Source organism: Streptomyces tsukubensis, assembly GCF_003932715.1.
Lineage (GTDB): Bacteria > Actinomycetota > Actinomycetes > Streptomycetales > Streptomycetaceae > Streptomyces > Streptomyces tsukubensis.
The window spans coordinates 5,175,718-5,192,935 of the sequence record NZ_CP020700.1; the positions used below are offsets into that span (position 1 = coordinate 5,175,718).

The 17,218-nt window shown below is 72.4% G+C and carries 19 protein-coding genes; 13 read left to right on the forward strand and 6 right to left on the reverse strand.

Features of this window, described 5'->3' with window-relative positions; all coding sequences use genetic code 11:
• Positions 1–3: 3 nt before the first annotated feature.
• Positions 4–1,272, forward strand: coding sequence for an NAD(P)-binding domain-containing protein (locus B7R87_RS21400; protein ID WP_006346976.1), 1,269 nt, complete (start codon positions 4–6; stop codon positions 1,270–1,272).
• An 82-nt stretch (positions 1,273–1,354) separates the two neighbouring features.
• On the opposite strand, the gene B7R87_RS21405 is transcribed toward B7R87_RS21400, so the two are convergent.
• Positions 1,355–1,630, reverse strand: coding sequence for a hypothetical protein (locus B7R87_RS21405; protein ID WP_153227289.1), 276 nt, complete (start codon positions 1,628–1,630; stop codon positions 1,355–1,357).
• Between the two features lie 323 nt (positions 1,631–1,953).
• Between B7R87_RS21405 and B7R87_RS21410 the strand changes: the two genes are divergently transcribed.
• Both B7R87_RS21410 and B7R87_RS21415 read left to right on the forward strand, forming a co-directional pair.
• Positions 1,954–2,532: a DUF4352 domain-containing protein gene (locus B7R87_RS21410; RefSeq protein ID WP_006346975.1), complete on the forward strand. Its 579-nt coding sequence runs from the start codon at positions 1,954–1,956 to the stop codon at positions 2,530–2,532.
• 45 nt (positions 2,533–2,577) lie between these two features.
• The gene (locus B7R87_RS21415; protein ID WP_040914597.1) at positions 2,578–3,087 is read left to right on the forward strand and encodes a DUF5949 family protein; all 510 of its coding nucleotides are present in this window, start codon (positions 2,578–2,580) and stop codon (positions 3,085–3,087) included.
• 23 nt (positions 3,088–3,110) lie between these two features.
• On the opposite strand, the gene B7R87_RS21420 is transcribed toward B7R87_RS21415, so the two are convergent.
• The gene (locus B7R87_RS21420) at positions 3,111–4,382 is read right to left on the reverse strand and encodes a cytochrome P450 (protein WP_006346973.1); all 1,272 of its coding nucleotides are present in this window, start codon (positions 4,380–4,382) and stop codon (positions 3,111–3,113) included.
• 248 nt (positions 4,383–4,630) lie between these two features.
• On the opposite strand from B7R87_RS21420, the gene B7R87_RS21425 reads away from it, so the two are divergent.
• The 3 genes from B7R87_RS21425 to B7R87_RS21435 all read left to right on the forward strand — a co-directional run bounded on the left by B7R87_RS21425 (position 4,631) and on the right by B7R87_RS21435 (position 6,645).
• Positions 4,631–5,131, forward strand: coding sequence for a hypothetical protein (locus tag B7R87_RS21425; RefSeq protein WP_006346972.1), 501 nt, complete (start codon positions 4,631–4,633; stop codon positions 5,129–5,131).
• Positions 5,132–5,258: 127 nt separating this feature from the next.
• Positions 5,259–5,729 carry a tyrosinase family oxidase copper chaperone gene (locus B7R87_RS21430; RefSeq protein ID WP_130584868.1) on the forward strand — a complete coding sequence of 157 codons (471 nt, stop codon included), beginning with the start codon at positions 5,259–5,261 and terminating at the stop codon, positions 5,727–5,729.
• A gap of 55 nt (positions 5,730–5,784) precedes the next feature.
• Positions 5,785–6,645, forward strand: a complete 861-nt coding sequence (locus B7R87_RS21435; protein WP_040914590.1) for a tyrosinase family protein — start codon at positions 5,785–5,787, stop codon at positions 6,643–6,645.
• A gap of 99 nt (positions 6,646–6,744) precedes the next feature.
• Here the strand turns inward: B7R87_RS21435 and B7R87_RS21440 are convergent, their stop codons facing one another.
• Positions 6,745–6,999, reverse strand: coding sequence for a chaplin (locus B7R87_RS21440; protein ID WP_006346969.1), 255 nt, complete (start codon positions 6,997–6,999; stop codon positions 6,745–6,747).
• A 164-nt stretch (positions 7,000–7,163) separates the two neighbouring features.
• Between B7R87_RS21440 and B7R87_RS21445 the strand changes: the two genes are divergently transcribed.
• Positions 7,164–7,415, forward strand: coding sequence for a hypothetical protein (locus B7R87_RS21445; protein WP_233168894.1), 252 nt, complete (start codon positions 7,164–7,166; stop codon positions 7,413–7,415).
• A 326-nt stretch (positions 7,416–7,741) separates the two neighbouring features.
• Here the strand turns inward: B7R87_RS21445 and B7R87_RS21450 are convergent, their stop codons facing one another.
• A complete protein-coding gene (locus tag B7R87_RS21450) occupies positions 7,742–9,358 on the reverse strand; it encodes an N-acyl-D-amino-acid deacylase family protein (RefSeq protein WP_006346968.1) in 1,617 nt (538 codons plus the stop codon).
• Positions 9,359–9,374: 16 nt separating this feature from the next.
• Positions 9,375–10,652: an amino acid deaminase gene (locus B7R87_RS21455; protein ID WP_006346967.1), complete on the reverse strand. Its 1,278-nt coding sequence runs from the start codon at positions 10,650–10,652 to the stop codon at positions 9,375–9,377.
• Positions 10,653–10,906: 254 nt separating this feature from the next.
• Between B7R87_RS21455 and B7R87_RS21460 the strand changes: the two genes are divergently transcribed.
• The 6 genes from B7R87_RS21460 to B7R87_RS21485 all read left to right on the forward strand — a co-directional run bounded on the left by B7R87_RS21460 (position 10,907) and on the right by B7R87_RS21485 (position 16,647).
• Positions 10,907–11,893: a sugar kinase gene (locus B7R87_RS21460; RefSeq protein ID WP_045852886.1), complete on the forward strand. Its 987-nt coding sequence runs from the start codon at positions 10,907–10,909 to the stop codon at positions 11,891–11,893.
• Entirely contained in the window at positions 11,890–12,642 is a 753-nt protein-coding gene (locus B7R87_RS21465; protein ID WP_006346965.1) for an IclR family transcriptional regulator, read from the forward strand. The genes B7R87_RS21460 and B7R87_RS21465 overlap by 4 nt, the downstream gene beginning before the upstream one ends.
• 39 nt (positions 12,643–12,681) lie before the next feature.
• On the forward strand, positions 12,682–13,092 hold the full coding sequence (locus tag B7R87_RS21470; protein ID WP_006346964.1) for a RidA family protein: 411 nt from the start codon (positions 12,682–12,684) through the stop codon (positions 13,090–13,092).
• Positions 13,093–13,921: 829 nt separating this feature from the next.
• Positions 13,922–15,406 (forward strand): GntP family permease, encoded by a 1,485-nt coding sequence (locus B7R87_RS21475; protein WP_006346963.1) that lies wholly within the window; start codon positions 13,922–13,924, stop codon positions 15,404–15,406.
• A gap of 187 nt (positions 15,407–15,593) precedes the next feature.
• The gene (locus tag B7R87_RS21480; protein ID WP_006346962.1) at positions 15,594–16,238 is read left to right on the forward strand and encodes a CatB-related O-acetyltransferase; all 645 of its coding nucleotides are present in this window, start codon (positions 15,594–15,596) and stop codon (positions 16,236–16,238) included.
• A gap of 52 nt (positions 16,239–16,290) precedes the next feature.
• Positions 16,291–16,647, forward strand: a complete 357-nt coding sequence (locus B7R87_RS21485) for a VOC family protein (RefSeq protein WP_006346961.1) — start codon at positions 16,291–16,293, stop codon at positions 16,645–16,647.
• Positions 16,648–16,780: 133 nt separating this feature from the next.
• On the opposite strand, the gene B7R87_RS21490 is transcribed toward B7R87_RS21485, so the two are convergent.
• Positions 16,781–17,080, reverse strand: coding sequence for a hypothetical protein (locus B7R87_RS21490; protein WP_006346960.1), 300 nt, complete (start codon positions 17,078–17,080; stop codon positions 16,781–16,783).
• Positions 17,081–17,218 lie beyond the last annotated feature (138 nt).

Consider the following 17,218-nt stretch of genomic DNA (forward strand, 5'->3'; position numbering starts at 1 on the left):
ACCATGTACGACGTGGCAGTCATCGGCGCCGGGCCCTACGGGCTCTCCGTCGCCGCGCATGCGGCCGCAGCCGGAATGCGGACGAAGGTCTTCGGCCGGGCGATGGAGTCCTGGCGGGCCCATATGCCCGAGGGGATGTTCCTCAAGTCCGAGCCGTGGGCGTCGAATCTGTCGGATCCGGCCGGTGCGCGTACCCTCGCCCGCTACGGAGCCGAGGCGGGCTTCCCGGCCGAGCACGGCCGTCCGCTGCCGATCGGCGCCTTCACGGACTACGGGCTCTGGTTCGCCCGGCACGCCGTGCCCGGGCTCGACGAGCGGACCGTGACCCGGGTCGCGGCGGGCGGCGACGGATTCACCGTCGGGACCGCGGACGGCGAGACCGTCCGGGCGCGTACCGTTGTCGTCGCCGTAGGGGTGCTGCCGTTCGTCCGGATCCCGGGGCCGCTGGCGAAACTGCCGCGGGAGTACGTCACGCACAGCACCGGCCACCGCGATCTGAGCGGCTTCAGCGGCCGGGACGTCACGGTCGTCGGCGCGGGCCAGGCGGCCCTGGAGACGGCGACCCTGCTGGCGGAGGGAGGCGCCAGGCCCCTGCTCGTGGCCCGGGCGGGACGGGTGAACTGGAACACCGTCCCGGTGCCGGAGGACCGGCCGCTGCTGCGGCGGCTGCGGACCCCGCTCAGCGGTCTCGGCTCCGGCTGGCGGAGCTGGGTCTACTCGGAACTGCCCTGGGCCGTACGGAGACTGTCCGACGCCCGGCGCGAGCACATCGCCCGCACCGCCCTCGGTCCGGCGGGCGCCTGGTGGCTGCGGGAGCGGTACGAGGGCCGGGTCCCGGAACTGCTGGCCCACCGGATCCGCGGCGCCCGGCTGCACGAGGGCCGGGTCCGGCTCGCCCTGGACGCCCCCGGCGGCCCGGTCACCGTCGACACCGCCCATGTGGTGGCCGCCACGGGATTCACCCCCGACCTCGACCGGCTCACCCTCCTCGACCCCCGGCTCCGCGCCCGCCTGTCCACGGTCGGCACCGGCCGCGCCCCGGAGCTGAGCCCGTCGTTCGAATCGTCGTGCCCGGGCCTGTTCTTCACGGGCCTGCTGAGCGCCCCGGCGTTCGGCCCGTCGATGCGCTTCGTCCACGGAGCGACGTACACGGCCCCCGCAATCCTGACGGCCCTCCACCGCCACCTCCGCCGCACCCCCCGCCCCCACCACGTCCCGGCCCCGCCCCAGCCGTCCCCCACCGCCGACCGGGAACGGGTCCGGGAGGGCTGAACCCTGCCCGGCCCGGCCGGCCCCAGCCACGGCCCGTCCCGCCCGCCCGGACGGCGGGCGGGACGGGCCGGAGTTCCGGGGGTCAGGCCGGGTGGAACCAGTTGCCGCGCAGGGGTGGGGGCGGGGGGCCGGTGAGGGGGTCGTGCGGGGGTGGGAAGCGGGTTGTGCGGGCCCATTCCAGGTCCGGGCCGCCCGGGAGGGTGCGGTTGGCTTCCGCCCATTCGCGGAGCAGCTCTTCGTAGATCGGAGTGGGGCCGGTCGGCTGGGCGGTCCGGTCCGGGTGGGTGTGGGTACCCGGGTGAGGGGCCGGGATGGTCGGGACGCGCTGCCATCGGGGAGTCGAGGATGTCCTTGCCATACGACAGCAAACGGGGGCTCACGGGACGAAGTCACTGTCGGCATGCCTGCGCGGAGTAGCGCAGGAACGGTTTTTCGAGGCGTGGGGGTGTGAGCCGGAGCCCGGGGGCCGTCCTTCCGCGCCCCGGCGCCGGAAGAGCGCGTATTCGGCTGTACGGAGAGGGCGCATGCGCCCCGATCGCGGGCGCTGGGCGCACGCCGGTGCGGCGCGAATGGCGCGGTGGGGTGCACCTGGGCCGACACGAACCCGGTGAGGCCCCCGAATGGCCGCCTCCCGGACCCCAAAGCCGTGATCATACGGAAAACGGCCTGGATGAGGGGATCATGATGCGACGCAAAGCCCTGTCGATCCTGCTGTCGGTTTCTGTGCTCGGCAGTGGTCTGACCGCCTGCCAGGGTGGGTCCGCCGAGAACGCGGACGCCAAGCCGGTCCACCCGGCCGCGATCGCCCGGCCCGCCGGGGACGCCCGGGGCACCGCGCTTCTGGGCGATGCCGTCGACCTCGGCGGACGGGCCTCCGGCGAGCATCTGCGGATGTCCGCCACGGCGTACGTCGACCCCGCCGTACCGGTCCGGAAGACGGGCGTGCCGGTCTCCCGTCCGGCGGAGGGAATGCGCCGGGTCGGGATCCGGGTCGCCCTGCTCAATGTCGGCGGCAGCTCCTACGATGCGAGCGGTACGCAGACCTGGGTCACCGACACGGCCGGAAAACGCCATCCGGCGGTATCCGGCGGGGAAATCACTACCGGGCTTCCGGTGAAATGGAACATTCTTGCGGCGGGTGAATCGGTCGACGGCTGGCTGCTGTTCGATGTGCCGGAGTCCGCCGCTCTCACCCAATTCCACGGTGACCTCGGAAAATCGGTCGTCGAGTGGCGGCTTCAGGCTCCGCCGAGCAGGTGAACGCCGAGGGTGGCGGGGGGTTCCGGGGCACTAGGGTGCCGAACCATGACGACAGCCAACACCGCTACATCCGCCAAGAATTCCATCGACCGCAGTCATTTGGGCACGCTTTCCGTACTCGCCTGGACCGGTGATCCCGAGGCCGGGCACGATATGCCCTATCTCCTCGTCTATTCCCTCGGTGACGGCGCGGGCAGCGCCGAGGAGGGCGAGGCCGCCCTGCTCGGAATGATCGCGGATTGCGGAGCGAAGGCGGGCGATATGTCCGATGCCACCTCCACTTCGGTGAATTCCCCGGTCCGGCTGCTGGTGGAGGCCGGACAGGCCGTCCTCAACATGCCGCACCTCAGCGCCCAGTGCCCGGCGCCGCCGGAGTGGCTGGCGGCGGCCGACGGCCGGGGCCACGCCCATGTCATCATCGCCAGCCGCCCCTGGCCCGAGGCCAAGCCGGGCGAGCAGATCACCGAGGAGAGCCTCCAGACCTACCTCGGTGACGAGCAGACCCTGCTGTCGTCCGCGCACATCCTGGTCCGCGTCTCCCAGCTCCGTTCGTAACTGCCCCGGCCGGCGGTTCGCCTTCACCGCCGGGCGGTGAAGGCGAACGGCAGCGCCCGTACCCGGTTGTCGAAACTGGAGCCGACCAGTTCCGCCGGGCCCGTGGCCCGCAGCCCCTCCGTCCGGGTCAGCAGTTCACCGAAGACCGCTTTCATCTCCTGGCGCGCCAGATGCGCGCCCAGACAGTAGTGCGGTCCACCGCCCCCGTACCCCAGATGCGGGTTGGGCGACCGGGTGATGTCGAAGACGTCGGGCGATGCGAACACCGCCTCGTCGCGGTTGGCCGACGCGTAGAACAGCACCACCTTGTCGCCCGGGCGGAGATCGCGTCCGCCGACCGAGCACTCCGCCGCCACCGTCCGCCGGAACTGGATGATCGGCGTCGAGTGCCGGACGATCTCCTCCGCCGCGCCGTCCCCGTACCGCTCGACGTCCGAGGCCAGCAGCTCCCGCTGCTCGGGATGGCCGCCGAGGAGGACCAGACCGTGAGCCAGGGCGTTGCGCGTCGTCTCCACCCCGGCGACCAGTAGCAGCGAGAAGAAGGCCCCCAGCTCCCGCGCGTTCAGCGCCCGGCCGTCGACGTCCGCCGTGACCAGCGCCGAGATCAGATCACCTGCGGGCTCCCTGCGGCGCTCCCGGGCCAGTTGCCCCATCACGCGCTGGAGATGCGCCAGGCCGCGCAGCCCCCGCCCCGGCATCCGCAGCCTCCGCCGTCCCACGCCCACGTTCTGCGACGCCTCGTCGATCCGGCGGGCGATCTCCCGCCGGTGGGCCTCCGGGATGCCCATCAGATCGCAGATGATCTCGAACGGCATCCGGGACGCCACCGCCGCCACGAAGTCCGCCGGCCGGTCCCGGAGCATCTCGTCCACGATCCGCGCGGCCACCGCACGGATGTTCTCCTCGGCCGCCGCGAGCAGCCGCGGAGTGAAGGCGCGGGCGACGATCCGCCGCAGATCGGCGTGGTCCGGATCGTCCATGTTCACCATGGAGTTGCCGAACAGCGCCTTCACCCACGCCGCCGGTTCGGGGGTGGTGACCCCGGGGGCGCTGGTGAACGTACGGGGCGTCCGGCTGGCGTGCTGGACATCGGCGTGGCGCACCAGGGCGTAGAAACCGCCGGGCCCTTCGGGGGCGCCGAAGCGGACCGGCGTTTCCAGGGCCCGCAGCCCGGCGAAGGCCGCCAGCCGGTCGGGGCGGGGCAGCCGCCAGAACGCCGGATCGGCGAGATCGAAGGGGCCGCGGTCGCCGTCGGGACCGGATGCGCGGATACGGGCGGGGGCCGGGGTGTTCATGGCCTGTGCTCTCCTCGGGGTCGGACCGGCCGGGCGCACTCCCGCTCCCGGACCGCCCCCATATTCCCGCCCATCTCCCGCTATCAGCGGCTTCGTTCCCCGTGGCAGGGCCCTGCGGCTGCTGCATTCGGGGGAACTTTGCCCCGGCCCGGTCGCCGTGATCGTTCTCCGGGCGCGGTTGTCGCCATCGGGCGCGACGTGAAGACGAGAAGACGTGAAGACGAGAAGGAAGAGGAGCACAACCACCCATGAAGTCGACCACCAGGTGTTCAGTCGCGGCGGTGCTGGCGTGCATGGCCTCGGCTGTGGGGGCGGGCTCCGCCGCCGCCGTGTCCGTTCCGGTCACCCTTCCGCTGGAGAGCCTGGAAACGGTCCTCCCGGTCCCGGCGCCCGAGCTGAGCACCGGGGTGCCCGTGCCGGTGCCGGGCGCCCCGCAGGCCCCCGAACATGTCGCCGGGCGGATGCTGCCGTACGGAACGCTGCCGCAGATCCCGCTCAGCAGCGAACTGCCCGTGACGGAGCTGGGAGTGCCCGTGACGGAGCCGCTCGGCGAGAGCACCCTGGGCGTCGCCCGGGCCACCTCCGAAGCGGCGGAGCTGTCACTGGCCACCCCCGGCGCGTCCCTGGGCGCCCCGCTGTCGGCGCCCCGGCCCGAGCTGTACGGGCAGCCCGAGCCGGTCCTGCCGGAGCTGGCCCTGCTCACGCCGGAGTTCCGGGGAGCGCCCGCGGCGGGCGTGCTGTTCCACTGACGACCCACCGGTCGTACTGGTCGTACCGGCCGGGCGGGGTGGTCCACCCGGAAGGGGAACCCTTTCGCCGTCGTCTCGTTGACAGGGTCCGTCCCCCTGTTCCCCGCAGACCGTGAAGGGCCGCCCCATGCGTATCCCCGACCGCCTCGGCACCACCGCCACCACCAGCCCCGGCCGTTCCGGTACGGGCCTGCCGCGCCGGCTGGCGCTCCGCGCGCTGTTCACGGCGGCGGTGGTCGGCGGGACCGCCGGGGCGCTGGCGCCGCTGGTCGGCGCCCTGCGTCCCGGCCGCTCCGGGGCCGGGCCCGCCGCGCTGGAGCGGTTCTCGGAGACGTACCGCGGCCGGCGTATCGAGGGCACGGCGACGGTGCTGGTCCCGGCCCACGGCGCCCCGGCGCACGGCCCGGCGGGGCATGCGGGCGCGCCGCCGACGGTGGAGGTACGGATCGACGGCAGACCGCTGCACATCATGCGGCGCGCCGACGGCAGCTTTATGAGCCTGGTCAACCACTACGAGTCCTTCCCGACGCTGCGGGAGGTGGCCCGCGCCGCCGTCGACGAGCTGGGCGCGGCGCAGCTGGCGGTGCACCGTGGCTGAGTCCCCTGTGGCTGAGTCCTCTGTGGCCGCGGCGCCTGCGGCCGCGGCGCCCCGGGTGCCCGTCCGCAAGAACCAGCGCGATCTGACGGCGGCGGAGAAGAAGCGCTTCGTGGACGCGGTGCTGGAGCTGAAGCGCCGCGGCGCGTACGACGAGTTCGTCCGGATGCACGGCGAGTTCTATGTCACCGACGGCGAGCTGCGGCCCCGGGCCGCGCATATGACCCCGTCGTTCTTCCCGTGGCACCGGCGCTATCTGCTGGAGTTCGAGCGGGCGCTCCAGCGGATCGACGAGCGGGTCACCGTCCCGTACTGGGACTGGACGCTGGACACCTCGGCCACGTCGTCCCTCTGGGCGGACGACTTCCTCGGCGGCACCGGCCGGACGGGCGACCGCCAGGTCACCACCGGGCCCTTCGCCTACGGGAACGGCAACTGGACGGTCAACTCGCGTGTGGTGGACGGCCGCTATCTCACCCGCGATCTGGGCCGTCCTTCCGATCCGCTGACCCTGCCGACGAAGGAGGACGTCGAGCGGGCCCTCGCAGATCCGGAGTACGACGCTCCGCCCTGGGACTCCACGGCGCGCAGCGGCTTCCGCAATGCTCTGGAGGGCTGGGCCGCGGGCAGTCCGGAGCGCTGGCGCACGCACAACCGGGTGCACCGCTGGGTGGGTGGGCTGATGCTGGGCGCCACCTCGCCCAACGACCCCGTGTTCTGGCTGCACCACTCCTTCGTCGACCTGCTGTGGGAGCGGTGGCGGCGGACGCATCCGCGGTCGGGCTACCTCCCGGCGGCGAAGCTGCCCCGGGGCGACCGGCAGCACAACCGGGTCTTCGCACTGGACGAGCCGCTGCCGCCGTGGGACGTGACGCCCGCGGAGCTGATGGACCACACGCGCTGGTACCGCTACGGCTGAGCGGCGCCCGGCCGGTACACAGGCCGGTGCACAGGCCGAGGGCCCCGGTCCGCCGACGGAGGTCGGGGAGCGGGGCCCTCGGGCTCGGGGATCCGGGGATCAGTAAGCGCCGCCGCCGGCGTTGACGCACTGGTTGCCGAACGCCGGGTTCAGCAGGCCGATCACGTCGATCGTGTTGCCGCACACGTTCACGGGGATGTTGATCGGAACCTGGACGACGTTGCCGGAGATGACACCGGGGGAGTTGGCGGCGGCACCGTGGGCTCCGGCGTCAGCGGCAGCCATTCCCGCGCCACCGGCCAGCAGGGCGCCGGACCCGGCGATGACGGCGGCGGCCTTCGCGATACGCGACATCAGTAGTTCTCCTTGCACAGTCTGAGCATCGGCCGCAGAACTTGCGGCCGTCACGTTGACAACGCGGTACCCCGTAGGTGGTAACGGATCTTCGGCGAACTGATCGTCTGTGCGAGTGGCGTCCGGGCCGTGACCCCCGCGGGGGTCCGGCCGTTGCGCCGGGCATGAGCAACCTTGGTCATCACCGCAACAGCAACCGCAAGCCGTCCCGGGCGCTCGCCGTCGCCGGGTTCGCCCTGGCCGCCGTGGCGGCGGCGGGCGCCGCGACGGCGGCCCATGCCGCGCCCGGGGAGGCGACCGCCACGTCCGGCGGCGAGGTCGACCGCAATCTGCTGAAGCCCCCGCCCGGCGGCATGCTCGCCCCGGTCGCGGACGCGGCGTCCACCCTCTTCCAGGGCCGCCTCCCGGGCGCGTAGCCCTTCGAGGGGGGAGGGGATTCCAGGCGGGTCGCGCCCCGGGGGGTCTTTAGGGGCGCTGGGGGTCCCCCCATGCCCCTCGGGCATAGGGGGCGGAACTGCACGAGCAACCGTCCGCGACGGGTCGTCGGCGACGTGCCCTCACCGCGCCGGGTGCGCCCCGAACCCCTGGCACCCGCCGGGCACCGCGCCGGGCGCGCCCCGAGCCCTGGCACCTGCCAGCACGGCGACGGGCGCACCCCGGCCTCATGCCCCCCGGAGGGAATCCGTGCCGGAGCTCCGACGGCGGTGGGGCCCCGGCACGGACGTTTCGGCGGCTCGGGGGCTCAAGCCACCGGCCGGCGTCGGACCGAGCGGCCCGCGAGGACGTCCGTACGGACACCGTCCTCGATGACGAAGCGGCCGTCGATCAGTACATACGGAATGCCCGTCGGCAGAGTCCGCGGCGCTTCGAACGTGGAGCCCGCCGCCACCGTCGCCGGATCGAAGAGCACCAGGTCCGCGCGGTAGCCCTCGCGGACCAGACCGCGGTCCGGCAGCCGCAGCCGGGCCGCCGGGCGGGACGTCAGATGCGCGACCGTCTCCTCCAGCGACAGGACGCCGAGATCGCGCGCGTACCGTCCGAGGTAGTGCGGGAAGGTGCCGTACGCCCGCGGATGCGGCTTCGCGCCCTGGAGTATGCCGTCGCTGCCGCCGGTGTGGACCCGGTGGCGCATGATCGTGCGGACGTTCTCCTCGTGGCCCACGTGCTGGAGGATCGTCGAGCCGAGCCGGTCCGCGATCATCAGTCCGCGGGCGGTGACCCACGGCGCCTCGCCGCGTTCCTTCGCCGACTCCTCGATGGTCTTGCCGACGTATCCGCCGAGCGCCGGGTCGGAGACGCCGGAGATCTCGATGGTCTCCCACTCCATCGGCACCCCGTGGCAGCCGTCGGAGCCGATCTCCTCCAGATGGTGCCGGATCCGCTCCGCGGTCGCGTCGTCCCGCAGCCGGTCCAGCAGCGCGTCGGGGCCGCCTTCGCTCGCCCAGCTCGGCAGGGTGGCGACCAGGGTGGTGGAGCCGGGGGTGTAGGGGTACGTGTCGAGGCTGATGTCGGCGCCCGCGTCCAGCGCCTCGTCGAGGAGGGCCAGCAGTTCGCCCGCCTTCCCCTTGTTGACGCCGAAGTTCATGGTGGCGTGGGCCAGGTGCAGGGCGCAGCCCGCGTCCCGGCTGAGCCGGACCATCTCCTCGTACGCCTGGAGGGCACCGGCCCCGTAGGAGCGGTGGTGCGGGCAGTAGTAGCCGCCGTAGGAGGCGACGACCCGGCACAGTTCGGTCAGTTCGGCCTCGGGCGCGTACATCCCGGGGGTGTAGGTGAGCCCGGAGGACATGCCGACGGCGCCCTGTTCCAGGCCTTCGGCGACGAGCTGCTTCATCCGGGTCAGCTCGGCGTCGGTGGCCGGGCGGTCCTCCCAGCCGACCGCGTACATCCGGACCGTGCCCTGGGGGACGAGGTAGGCGGCGTTGACCGCGATGCCCCGGTCGAGCCGGTCGAGGTACTCGCCGACCGTACGCCAGTCGAAGTCGACGGAGTCGTCGCCGGGGCCGCCGCCGTTCCAGCCGTTGATGGAGCGGCGGACGCCTTCGAGGGTGCGGTCGTCGACGGGGGCGTACGAGAGCCCGTCCTGGCCCAGCACTTCGAGAGTGACGCCCTGGGCGGCCTTCGCCTCGTGGGCGGGGTCGCGCAGCAGTGCCAGATCGCTGTGGGCGTGCATGTCGATGAAGCCGGGGGCGAGTGCAAGACCGGCGGCGTCGAGGACGCGGGTGCCGGGGCCGGTGGCCGGGGCCGGGTCGCCCTCGCGGCGGATCGCGGCGATCCGGCCTTCGCGTATGAGGACGTCGGCGCGGTAGGAGGCGCCGCCGCTGCCGTCGACGACACGGGTGTCGCGGATGAGGAGGTCCATCGCTGTTCCGCCTGTCTCAGAAGAAGGTGCGGATGAAGTCGGTGACGGTGCCGTCGGCTTCGACCACCGGGATCAGCTGCCACTTGTCGAAGGACGTACAGGGATGGGACAGGCCCATCCCGATCCAGTCGCCGACCTCCAGTTCGGCGTCCGGGGCGGTGCGGACCCAGCCGTGCTGGTCGGAGAGCCCGCTGATCTCGATGCCGTCGGCGGGGCGGATCTCGCCGGTCCGCGCGGACCGGACCACCTGGGCCTCGGGGAGGTCGAGATCGTACGCGGCGTCCCGCTTGCCCGCGTTGAGGAAGGCCTGCCCGGGGCCCGGCCGGGAGACGACCTGCGCCCAGAGCCGGAACGCGGGCTGGAGCGCGCCCTCGTCGGGGACCCGGTTGAAGGGGGTGAGATGGCGGTAGTGGCCGTCGTCGTGGGAGACGTAGGCACCGGAGCGCAGCAGCTTCAGCACCGGGCGGGAGAGCGCCGGGATCTCGGCGAAGACGTCGGCGACGGCGTCGAACCAGGCGGAGCCGCCCGCGCTGATCACCACATCGGCGCTGTCGGCGAACCGGCCCTCCCGGTCGAAGGCCCCGGCCAGCGCCACCAGGCGGCGCAGCCAGGCGCGGACCCGCTCGCCGTCGGCGTCGGGCACCTCGCCCTCGTATCCGGCGACGCCCACCAGCTTCAGCGTGCCGGTGGCGGCGATCGCGTCCGCGACGGCGGCGCATTCGGCCTCGGTACGGGCTCCGGTACGGGCGCCGTCCCCGGCGCCGAGTTCGACGACGACCTCGACCGGGCGGCGGGCCCCGGCCTCGGTGAGGGCCCGGTCCATCAGCTCGACGCCGCGGACCGAGTCGGCGTAGCAGACGAAGCGGAAGTCGGGGTCGCGGTCCAGCTCCCCGGCCACCCAGCGCAGCGCGGCCGGGTCGACGACCTCGTTGGCCAGGAAGATCCGCTGGATGCCGTGGGCGCGGCAGACCCGGGCCTGGTGGGGGACGGCGACGGTGATGCCCCAGGCGCCGCGCTCCAGCTGGCGGGCGAAGAGCTGGGGGGACATGGACGTCTTGCCGTGCGGGGCGAAGGCCAGGCCGTGGCGTTCCGAGTAGGTCTGGAGGAGGTCGAGATTGTGCTCGACGGATTCGGCGGCGAGCGCGAGGACGGGCGTGGTGAAGCCGCCGGTGAACAGGGAGCGGCGCTCGGCCGCCAGCTCGGCCACGGTCAGCCCGTCGGCATCCGGCGGCAGCGCCTTGAAGCGGTGGTCGACGCGCTCGTGGCGGAGCTGGCCCAGCGGTTCGGCGGGCATGGGGTCGCCTCCTCGGTTCGTACTCGTGTCGTACTCGGTTCCTGCGTTGCATTATCTGCAACGGTCATTGCGTATAACGCTTGGTGCTGTCTAACATCCGGCCCAGCGCCGGGTCAATGGACCCGACGGCCCCAGACCCCGCGAGGAGCCCCAGGGTGAGCAGCGTGAACGGACCCGACCTCCCGGCACCGCCCGGCGCGGTCGGTGCGGCCGGACCGGCGCCGGTGACCGAGGTGACCTGTCTCGGTGAGTCCATGGTCACGTTCCTCCCCACCGTGCCCGGGCGCCTCGCCGACGTCCCCGCCTTCACCCGGGCGATCGGCGGCGCGGAGTCCAATGTCGCCTGCGCCCTGGCCGCCGCCGGACACCGCACCGCCTGGGTCAGCCGGGTCGGCGCCGACGGCTTCGGCGACCACCTCGTCGCCGCCGTCGCCGCCTACGGGGTCGACACCTCCGCCGTGGCCCGCGACCCCGGCCGCCCGACCGGCGTCTACTTCCGCACCGCCACCGACCGGTCCGCCTCCGGCCACGAGGTCGCCTACTACCGCGCCGGATCCGCCGCCTCCGCGATGTCGCCCCGGACCGTCCCGTACTCCCTGGTCTCCCGCACCCGCGTCCTGCATCTCTCCGGGATCACCGCCGCCCTCTCCGCCGACTGCCTCGCGCTCCTGCGCGAACTGATGCTTTCCCGCGAAGGGCGCCCCCTGATCTCCTTCGACGTCAACCACCGCCCCGGACTGTGGCGGGCCGCCGAAGCCGGACCGGTGCTCCTCGGTCTCGCCCGCGGCGCCGACCTGGTCTTCGTCGGCGAGGACGAGGCCGAGACCGCCTGGGGCATCGGCGGGCCCGACGCGATCCGCGCCGCCCTGCCCGAACCGCGGACCCTGATCGTCAAACAGGGCGCCGCCGGGGCGACCGCGTACGTCCGCGGCACCGACGGCGCCGACACCGCCGTCTTCGTCCCCGCGCCCGCCGTCGAGGTCGTCGCACCCGTCGGCGCCGGGGACGCCTTCGCCGCCGGCTACCTCTCCGCCACCCTGCGCGGACTCCCGCCGCGCGACCGGCTGCGCCACGGCCATCTCACCGCCGCGGCCGCCCTCACCGTCCCCGGCGACGTCGGCACACCCCCCGGCCGGGACCGCGCCGACCGGCTGGCGGCCCTCGACGACGCCGACTGGGAGAGACTTCGTCTCGGCCCCGGCTGGACCTCAGCCGCGGATGAGGAGGTACGTACGCCATGAGCCAGACCGTCGACCGCGCGCTGAGCATCCTGCCGCTGCTCGCCCAGGGACCCGCCGACCTCGGACAGGTCGCGCAGCGCCTCGACGTCCACAAGTCCACCGCGCTGCGCCTGCTGCGTACCCTCCACGACCACGGGCTCGTCTTCCGGCAGCAGGACCAGCGCTACCGGCTCGGCGCCCGGCTCTTCGCCCTGGCCCAGGAGGCCATCGAGAACCTCGACGTCCGCGAGATCGCCCACTCCCATCTCGTCACCCTCAACGAACAGATCGGGCACACCGTCCACCTCGCCGTGTACGAGGAGAACGAGGTGCTCTACATCGACAAGGTCGAGAGCCGCTATCCGGTCCGGATGTACTCCCGGATCGGCAAGCCGGTCGCGATCACCGTCGCTGCCGTGGCGAAACTGCTGCTGGCCGACCTCTCCGAAGCCGAGCGGCGCATGATCGCCGAACGGCTCGACTACCCCATGTACACGTCCCGTTCGACGCCGAACGCCGCCGCCTTCCTCAAGGAGCTGGCGACCGTACGCGAACAGGGCTGGGCCACCGACCTCGGCGGCCACGAGGAGTCCATCAACTGCATCGGCGCTCCCATCCGGGGCGCGGGCGGCAAGGTCGTCGCCGCGATGTCGGTCTCGGCGCCGAACGTCGTCGTCACGGCCGAGGAACTGCTCACCCTTCTCCCGCTGGTCCGCCGGACCGCCGACGCGATCAGCCGGGAGTACTCCGGGGCCGTCACCCCGCACTGACCCCATCCGTCCCTCCCCGAATCCCACGAGGAAACACGCATGACCGAGAAGACCGCGATCACCCCCGCCACCCACACCGCCCCGCCCGCGAAGTTCTCGCACGGCGTGAAGAAGGGCAACATCCTCCAGGTCGCCGGCCAGGTCGGCTTCCTGCCCGCGGTCGAGGGGCAGCCCCCGACGCCCGCCGGCCCGACCCTGCGCGAGCAGACCCTCCAGACCTTCGCCAACGTCAAGGCGATCCTGGAGGAGGGCGGCGCGTCCTGGGACGACGTGATGATGATGCGCGTCTACCTGACGGACGTGGACCACTTCGCCGAGATGAACGAGATCTACAACGCCTACTTCGAGGAGCAGGGCCTGAAGGCGCCGGCGTCCGCCCGTACCACCGTGTACGTCGGTCTGCCGGCCGGGCTGCTCATCGAGATCGACGCGCTGGCCGTCCTGGGCTGACGCGTCCGGTCCGGCGGGGCGCGTCGCCACGCGTTCCCGCGGGACCGGCGGGCGGCACCGGTCCGGCCCCCTGTACCGGCCGGTGCGCCCCGGTGATCGGGTCCGGTACGGCCGGGTGTCGCGGTGGTACGTACGCCGCGGGCATCCGGTTCCTCCGGACGGCGCGGCTGCTGCAGGCCGCGGGCGTCCGGCGCCGCGCGACACCACCACCATCACCATCACCACTGCTGTACGCCCGCAGGCATCCGGCACCGGCCGGGCCACCGATCCGGCCGGTGCCGGATGAACCGCCTGCGGACGGCCGAGGCCGTGTCCGGAAAGCAGCGCCGTCCGCCCGTAGCGCGGGCCGGGCGGGACCTTGCGGACCCGGCCAGGGCCGGCCGGGGAGAAACCGCCCCGCCCGTGCCCGTACCCGCCACCGGCGGGCCGCCCCCTGAACGGTCCGCCGGTGGCGCCCCGTTCGGCCCGTGCACCCCTGCGCACGGCGCCGTACCCCTGCCCCCTCCGCGGGTCCCGGGAGACCCCCGTGGACCGCACCCCGACCCGGCAGCCGACGCTTCCGAGGTTCAGCGAACGGCACCACCCGCCCTATCCGGCGCTACGGGATCACGTCGCTCGCACTGATCACACCAGCAACATCAGCAACACCAGTAGCTCTCGGCTCTCGGTAGTCACCCTTCCGGAAGCCCCTCAGCACCCCCGGCTGGAACCCCTGACGTACCACCGCACCACCGGCCACGGTCCGGCCTCCGCCACCTCTGCCCGCGGAGTGCCGTACCGCGGTCCGCCGTACCCGAGAACCCCTCCACCGACGTAAGGGTTTGTCGTGTTGCCAACCACCGCCATAGCCGCCTCGGCGCCCGCCGCCGAGGCACCGCCCCACACCGGAGGACTCCTCCTCCTCATCGACGGCACCGCCGGTCTGCTGACCGTCGCCGCGCTCGGCATCGTGCTGCTGCTGGTGCTGATCATCAAGGTGCGGCTCCAGCCGTTCGTCGCGCTGCTCGCCGTCTCCATAGCCGTCGGCCTCGCCGCCGGTCTCTCCGTCACCGAACTCTTCGGCACCATCCAGCGTTCCGCCGCCACCTCGGTCATCGAGACCGGAATGGGCGGCATTCTCGGCCATGTCGCGATCATCATCGGCCTCGGCACGATGCTCGGCGCCATCCTGGAGGTCTCCGGCGGCGCCGAAGTCCTCAGCAAGCGGCTGCTGAACCTCTTCGGCGAGAAGCGCGCCCCGCTCGCCATGGGTGTGACCGGTGTGATCTTCGGTATCCCGGTCTTCTTCGACGTCGGCATCTTCGTGCTGGCGCCGATCGTGTACGCCGCCGCCAAGCGCTCCGGCAAGTCGATCCTGCTGTACGCGATGCCGCTGCTGGCCGGTCTCTCGATGACCCACGCCTTCCTGCCGCCGCACCCGGGCCCGGTCGCCGCGGCCGGACTGTTCGACGTCTCGCTGGGCTGGGTCATCCTCATGGGCGTCGTGGTCGGCCTCCCGGCCGTCGTCGCCGCCTGGGTCTTCTCGGACTGGATCGGCCGGCGCATCCACGTCGACGTTCCGCAGGACATGCTGGAGGCCGCCGAGGAGGCCAAGGCGACGGTCGCCGCCGAACGCGCCGCGGAGGGCCGGAGCGCGCCCGAGTCCGAGGTCTCCCTCGCGACCGTGCTGCTGATCATCGGTACGCCGCTGGTGCTGATCCTGGCCGCGACGTTCTCCTCCATCGCGCTGGACGAGTCCACGCTCCGCTCGGTCATCGAGTTCTTCGGCAACCCGTTCGTGGCGCTGACCATCGCCCTGGTGATGGCGTACTACCTGCTGGGCATCCGGCGCGGCTGGTCCCGCAAATCGCTGGAGCAGGTGTCGACCTCGTCCCTGAAGCCGGTCGGCAACATCCTGCTCGTCGTCGGTGCGGGCGGTGTCTTCGGCGCCGTCCTCAAGGCGAGCGGGGTCGCGCAGGCCCTCTCCGACACCTTCGAGGACGTCGGCCTGCCGATCATCGTGCTGGCGTATCTGATCTCGCTGGTGCTGCGGGTCGCGCAGGGTTCGGCGACGGTCGCCATCGTGACCACCGCGGGCATCGTGCTCCCGCTGGTCGAGAACGCCGACCACTCGCAGGCGTTCCTGGCGCTGGTCATCATGGCGATCTCGGCGGGTTCGATCTTCGCTTCGCATGTCAACGACGGCGGCTTCTGGATCGTCGCGAAGTACTTCGGCATCTCGGAGCGCGACACCCTCAAGTCGTGGACCGTGCTGGAGTGTGTCCTGTCGGTCGTCGGCTTCGCGGTCGCCGCGCTGCTGAGCCTGTTCGTCTAGAGCCCCGCCGCCCCGGACCCCGGTCGGCGGGGTCCGGGGCGGCGGTCCGTCCGTCCGGGGGGCGGGGCGCGCGGATCCCGGGGCCGTGGCCGTGGCCGTCCGGCCAACTCCGGCTCCCTGAAACGTGCTTGCGGTGGTGCGCAGAATGGATGTGATCGTCCACCGCCGCCGACCGAAAGCGATACCCATGAACCGCGTTCCCGCGGACCCGACGGTGCTCCACCCGTTTCCCGACCAGCCGCGGGTCGTCCTGCTCAAGCCGTTGGTGACCTCGCCGCTGATCGACATCGGAGAGTACTCCTACTACGACGACCCCGACGACGCGACCGCGTTCGAGACCCGCAACGTCCTCTACCACTACGGGCCCGAGAAACTCGTCATCGGGAAGTACTGCGCGCTGGGAACCGGGGTGCGGTTCATCATGAACGGCGCCAACCACCGTATGGACGGCCCCTCCACCTTCCCCTTCCCCATCATGGGCGGCTCCTGGGCCGAACACTTCGACCTGATCACCGGCCTGCCCGGCAAGGGCGACACCACCGTCGGGAACGACGTCTGGTTCGGCTACAACGCCATGGTCATGCCCGGAGTACGCATCGGGCACGGCGCGATCATCGCCTCCGGAGCCGTCGTCGTCGACGACGTCCCCGACTACGGCATCGTCGGCGGCAACCCGGCCCGACTCATCCGTACCCGCTACAACGACGACGACATCGCCCGCCTGCTCGCCCTCGCCTGGTGGGACTGGCCCGCGGAACACCTCACCGAACACCTCCGGGCCGTCATGTCCGGCACCATCGACGACCTGGAGAAGATCGCACCCCGGAGCTGAGCTGCGGATGCGCTCCGGTCTTCCTGCGCGGCCACAGGTCTAAGCTCTGCGGATGACCTTGGAATGGGAGCAGGTAATCGTCCACGCGGTGGACCCGGCGGCGCTGGGGCAGTGGTGGGCCGACGCGCTCGGCTGGGTGGTGGTCCACACCTCCGACGACGAGTTCGAGATCCGCCCGGCCCCGGACCGCCTGCCGGGTCTGGACTTCGTCCGGGTCGACGAGGCCAGGACGGCGAAGAGCAGGCTGCACCTCGACTTCAGGCCCGACGACCAGGATGCGGAGGTGGCCCGTCTGCTGGCACACGGCGCACGGCGGGTGGACATCGGCCAGGGGGAGCAGTCGTGGGTCGTCCTGGCGGATCCCGAGGGCAACGAGTTCTGCGTGCTCGCGCAGCGGCGGCCTCAGTAGCAGGTCGTCGGGCCGGGGTCGTCCGACGGCGGCAGCAGTCGGGGGCAGCAGCCGATTGACCGGCTGGATCCGGTGGGCTACGGGGGCATCTTCCGAAGGTGCCGGGCCTTTTCGGCCGTATCTCGGCTGCCCTCTACTTGATCTCGACGAACAACACGTGCGTCGGGGTGTCGCCCACGTTCTCTCCGATGTGGGTGTGCGCGGCCATCCACCCCGCCTCGAACGGGGCGCGGTCCACTTCGACGATCCGGTCGTCGAGCTCCATGCGTCGGCGGAAGGCGCTCAGCGTGATCAGCACACTGTCGGGGTGGTGATGCCGCTGGGTGCGTGTGCCCGGCGTATCGCGATACTCCACGACCCGGATCTTGTCGTTCTCGAAAATGACCCGGTAGAACTCCGGGTCGGTCACCGTGGGGTGCCGACTGTCGTCCACAACGGATCCTCGATTCCATGGACGGAATGGCGGGAAGCCCGGCCCCCGCGTCGCCGGATCACCGGAACCGACAGGCGGATCCCGCCGACGAGGCATCACCGGCTCCAGGGCCCACTCGCCTTGCGCGGGGCCGCTGTC

Excerpts from the sequence above, each read along its gene's own strand:
- B7R87_RS21400 (WP_006346976.1), top strand. The coding sequence starts at position 4 with ATGTACGACGTGGCAGTCATCGGCGCCGGGCCCTACGGGCTCTCCGTC.
- B7R87_RS21405 (WP_153227289.1), bottom strand. The coding sequence starts at position 1,630 with ATGGCAAGGACATCCTCGACTCCCCGATGGCAGCGCGTCCCGACCATC.
- B7R87_RS21410 (WP_006346975.1), top strand. The coding sequence starts at position 1,954 with ATGATGCGACGCAAAGCCCTGTCGATCCTGCTGTCGGTTTCTGTGCTC.
- B7R87_RS21415 (WP_040914597.1), top strand. The coding sequence starts at position 2,578 with ATGACGACAGCCAACACCGCTACATCCGCCAAGAATTCCATCGACCGC.
- B7R87_RS21420 (WP_006346973.1), bottom strand. The coding sequence starts at position 4,382 with ATGAACACCCCGGCCCCCGCCCGTATCCGCGCATCCGGTCCCGACGGC.
- B7R87_RS21425 (WP_006346972.1), top strand. The coding sequence starts at position 4,631 with ATGAAGTCGACCACCAGGTGTTCAGTCGCGGCGGTGCTGGCGTGCATG.
- B7R87_RS21430 (WP_130584868.1), top strand. The coding sequence starts at position 5,259 with ATGCGTATCCCCGACCGCCTCGGCACCACCGCCACCACCAGCCCCGGC.
- B7R87_RS21440 (WP_006346969.1), bottom strand. The coding sequence starts at position 6,999 with ATGTCGCGTATCGCGAAGGCCGCCGCCGTCATCGCCGGGTCCGGCGCC.
- B7R87_RS21445 (WP_233168894.1), top strand. The coding sequence starts at position 7,164 with ATGAGCAACCTTGGTCATCACCGCAACAGCAACCGCAAGCCGTCCCGG.
- B7R87_RS21450 (WP_006346968.1), bottom strand. The coding sequence starts at position 9,358 with ATGGACCTCCTCATCCGCGACACCCGTGTCGTCGACGGCAGCGGCGGC.
- B7R87_RS21455 (WP_006346967.1), bottom strand. The coding sequence starts at position 10,652 with ATGCCCGCCGAACCGCTGGGCCAGCTCCGCCACGAGCGCGTCGACCAC.
- B7R87_RS21460 (WP_045852886.1), top strand. The coding sequence starts at position 10,907 with ATGGTCACGTTCCTCCCCACCGTGCCCGGGCGCCTCGCCGACGTCCCC.
- B7R87_RS21465 (WP_006346965.1), top strand. The coding sequence starts at position 11,890 with ATGAGCCAGACCGTCGACCGCGCGCTGAGCATCCTGCCGCTGCTCGCC.
- B7R87_RS21470 (WP_006346964.1), top strand. The coding sequence starts at position 12,682 with ATGACCGAGAAGACCGCGATCACCCCCGCCACCCACACCGCCCCGCCC.
- B7R87_RS21480 (WP_006346962.1), top strand. The coding sequence starts at position 15,594 with ATGAACCGCGTTCCCGCGGACCCGACGGTGCTCCACCCGTTTCCCGAC.
- B7R87_RS21485 (WP_006346961.1), top strand. The coding sequence starts at position 16,291 with ATGACCTTGGAATGGGAGCAGGTAATCGTCCACGCGGTGGACCCGGCG.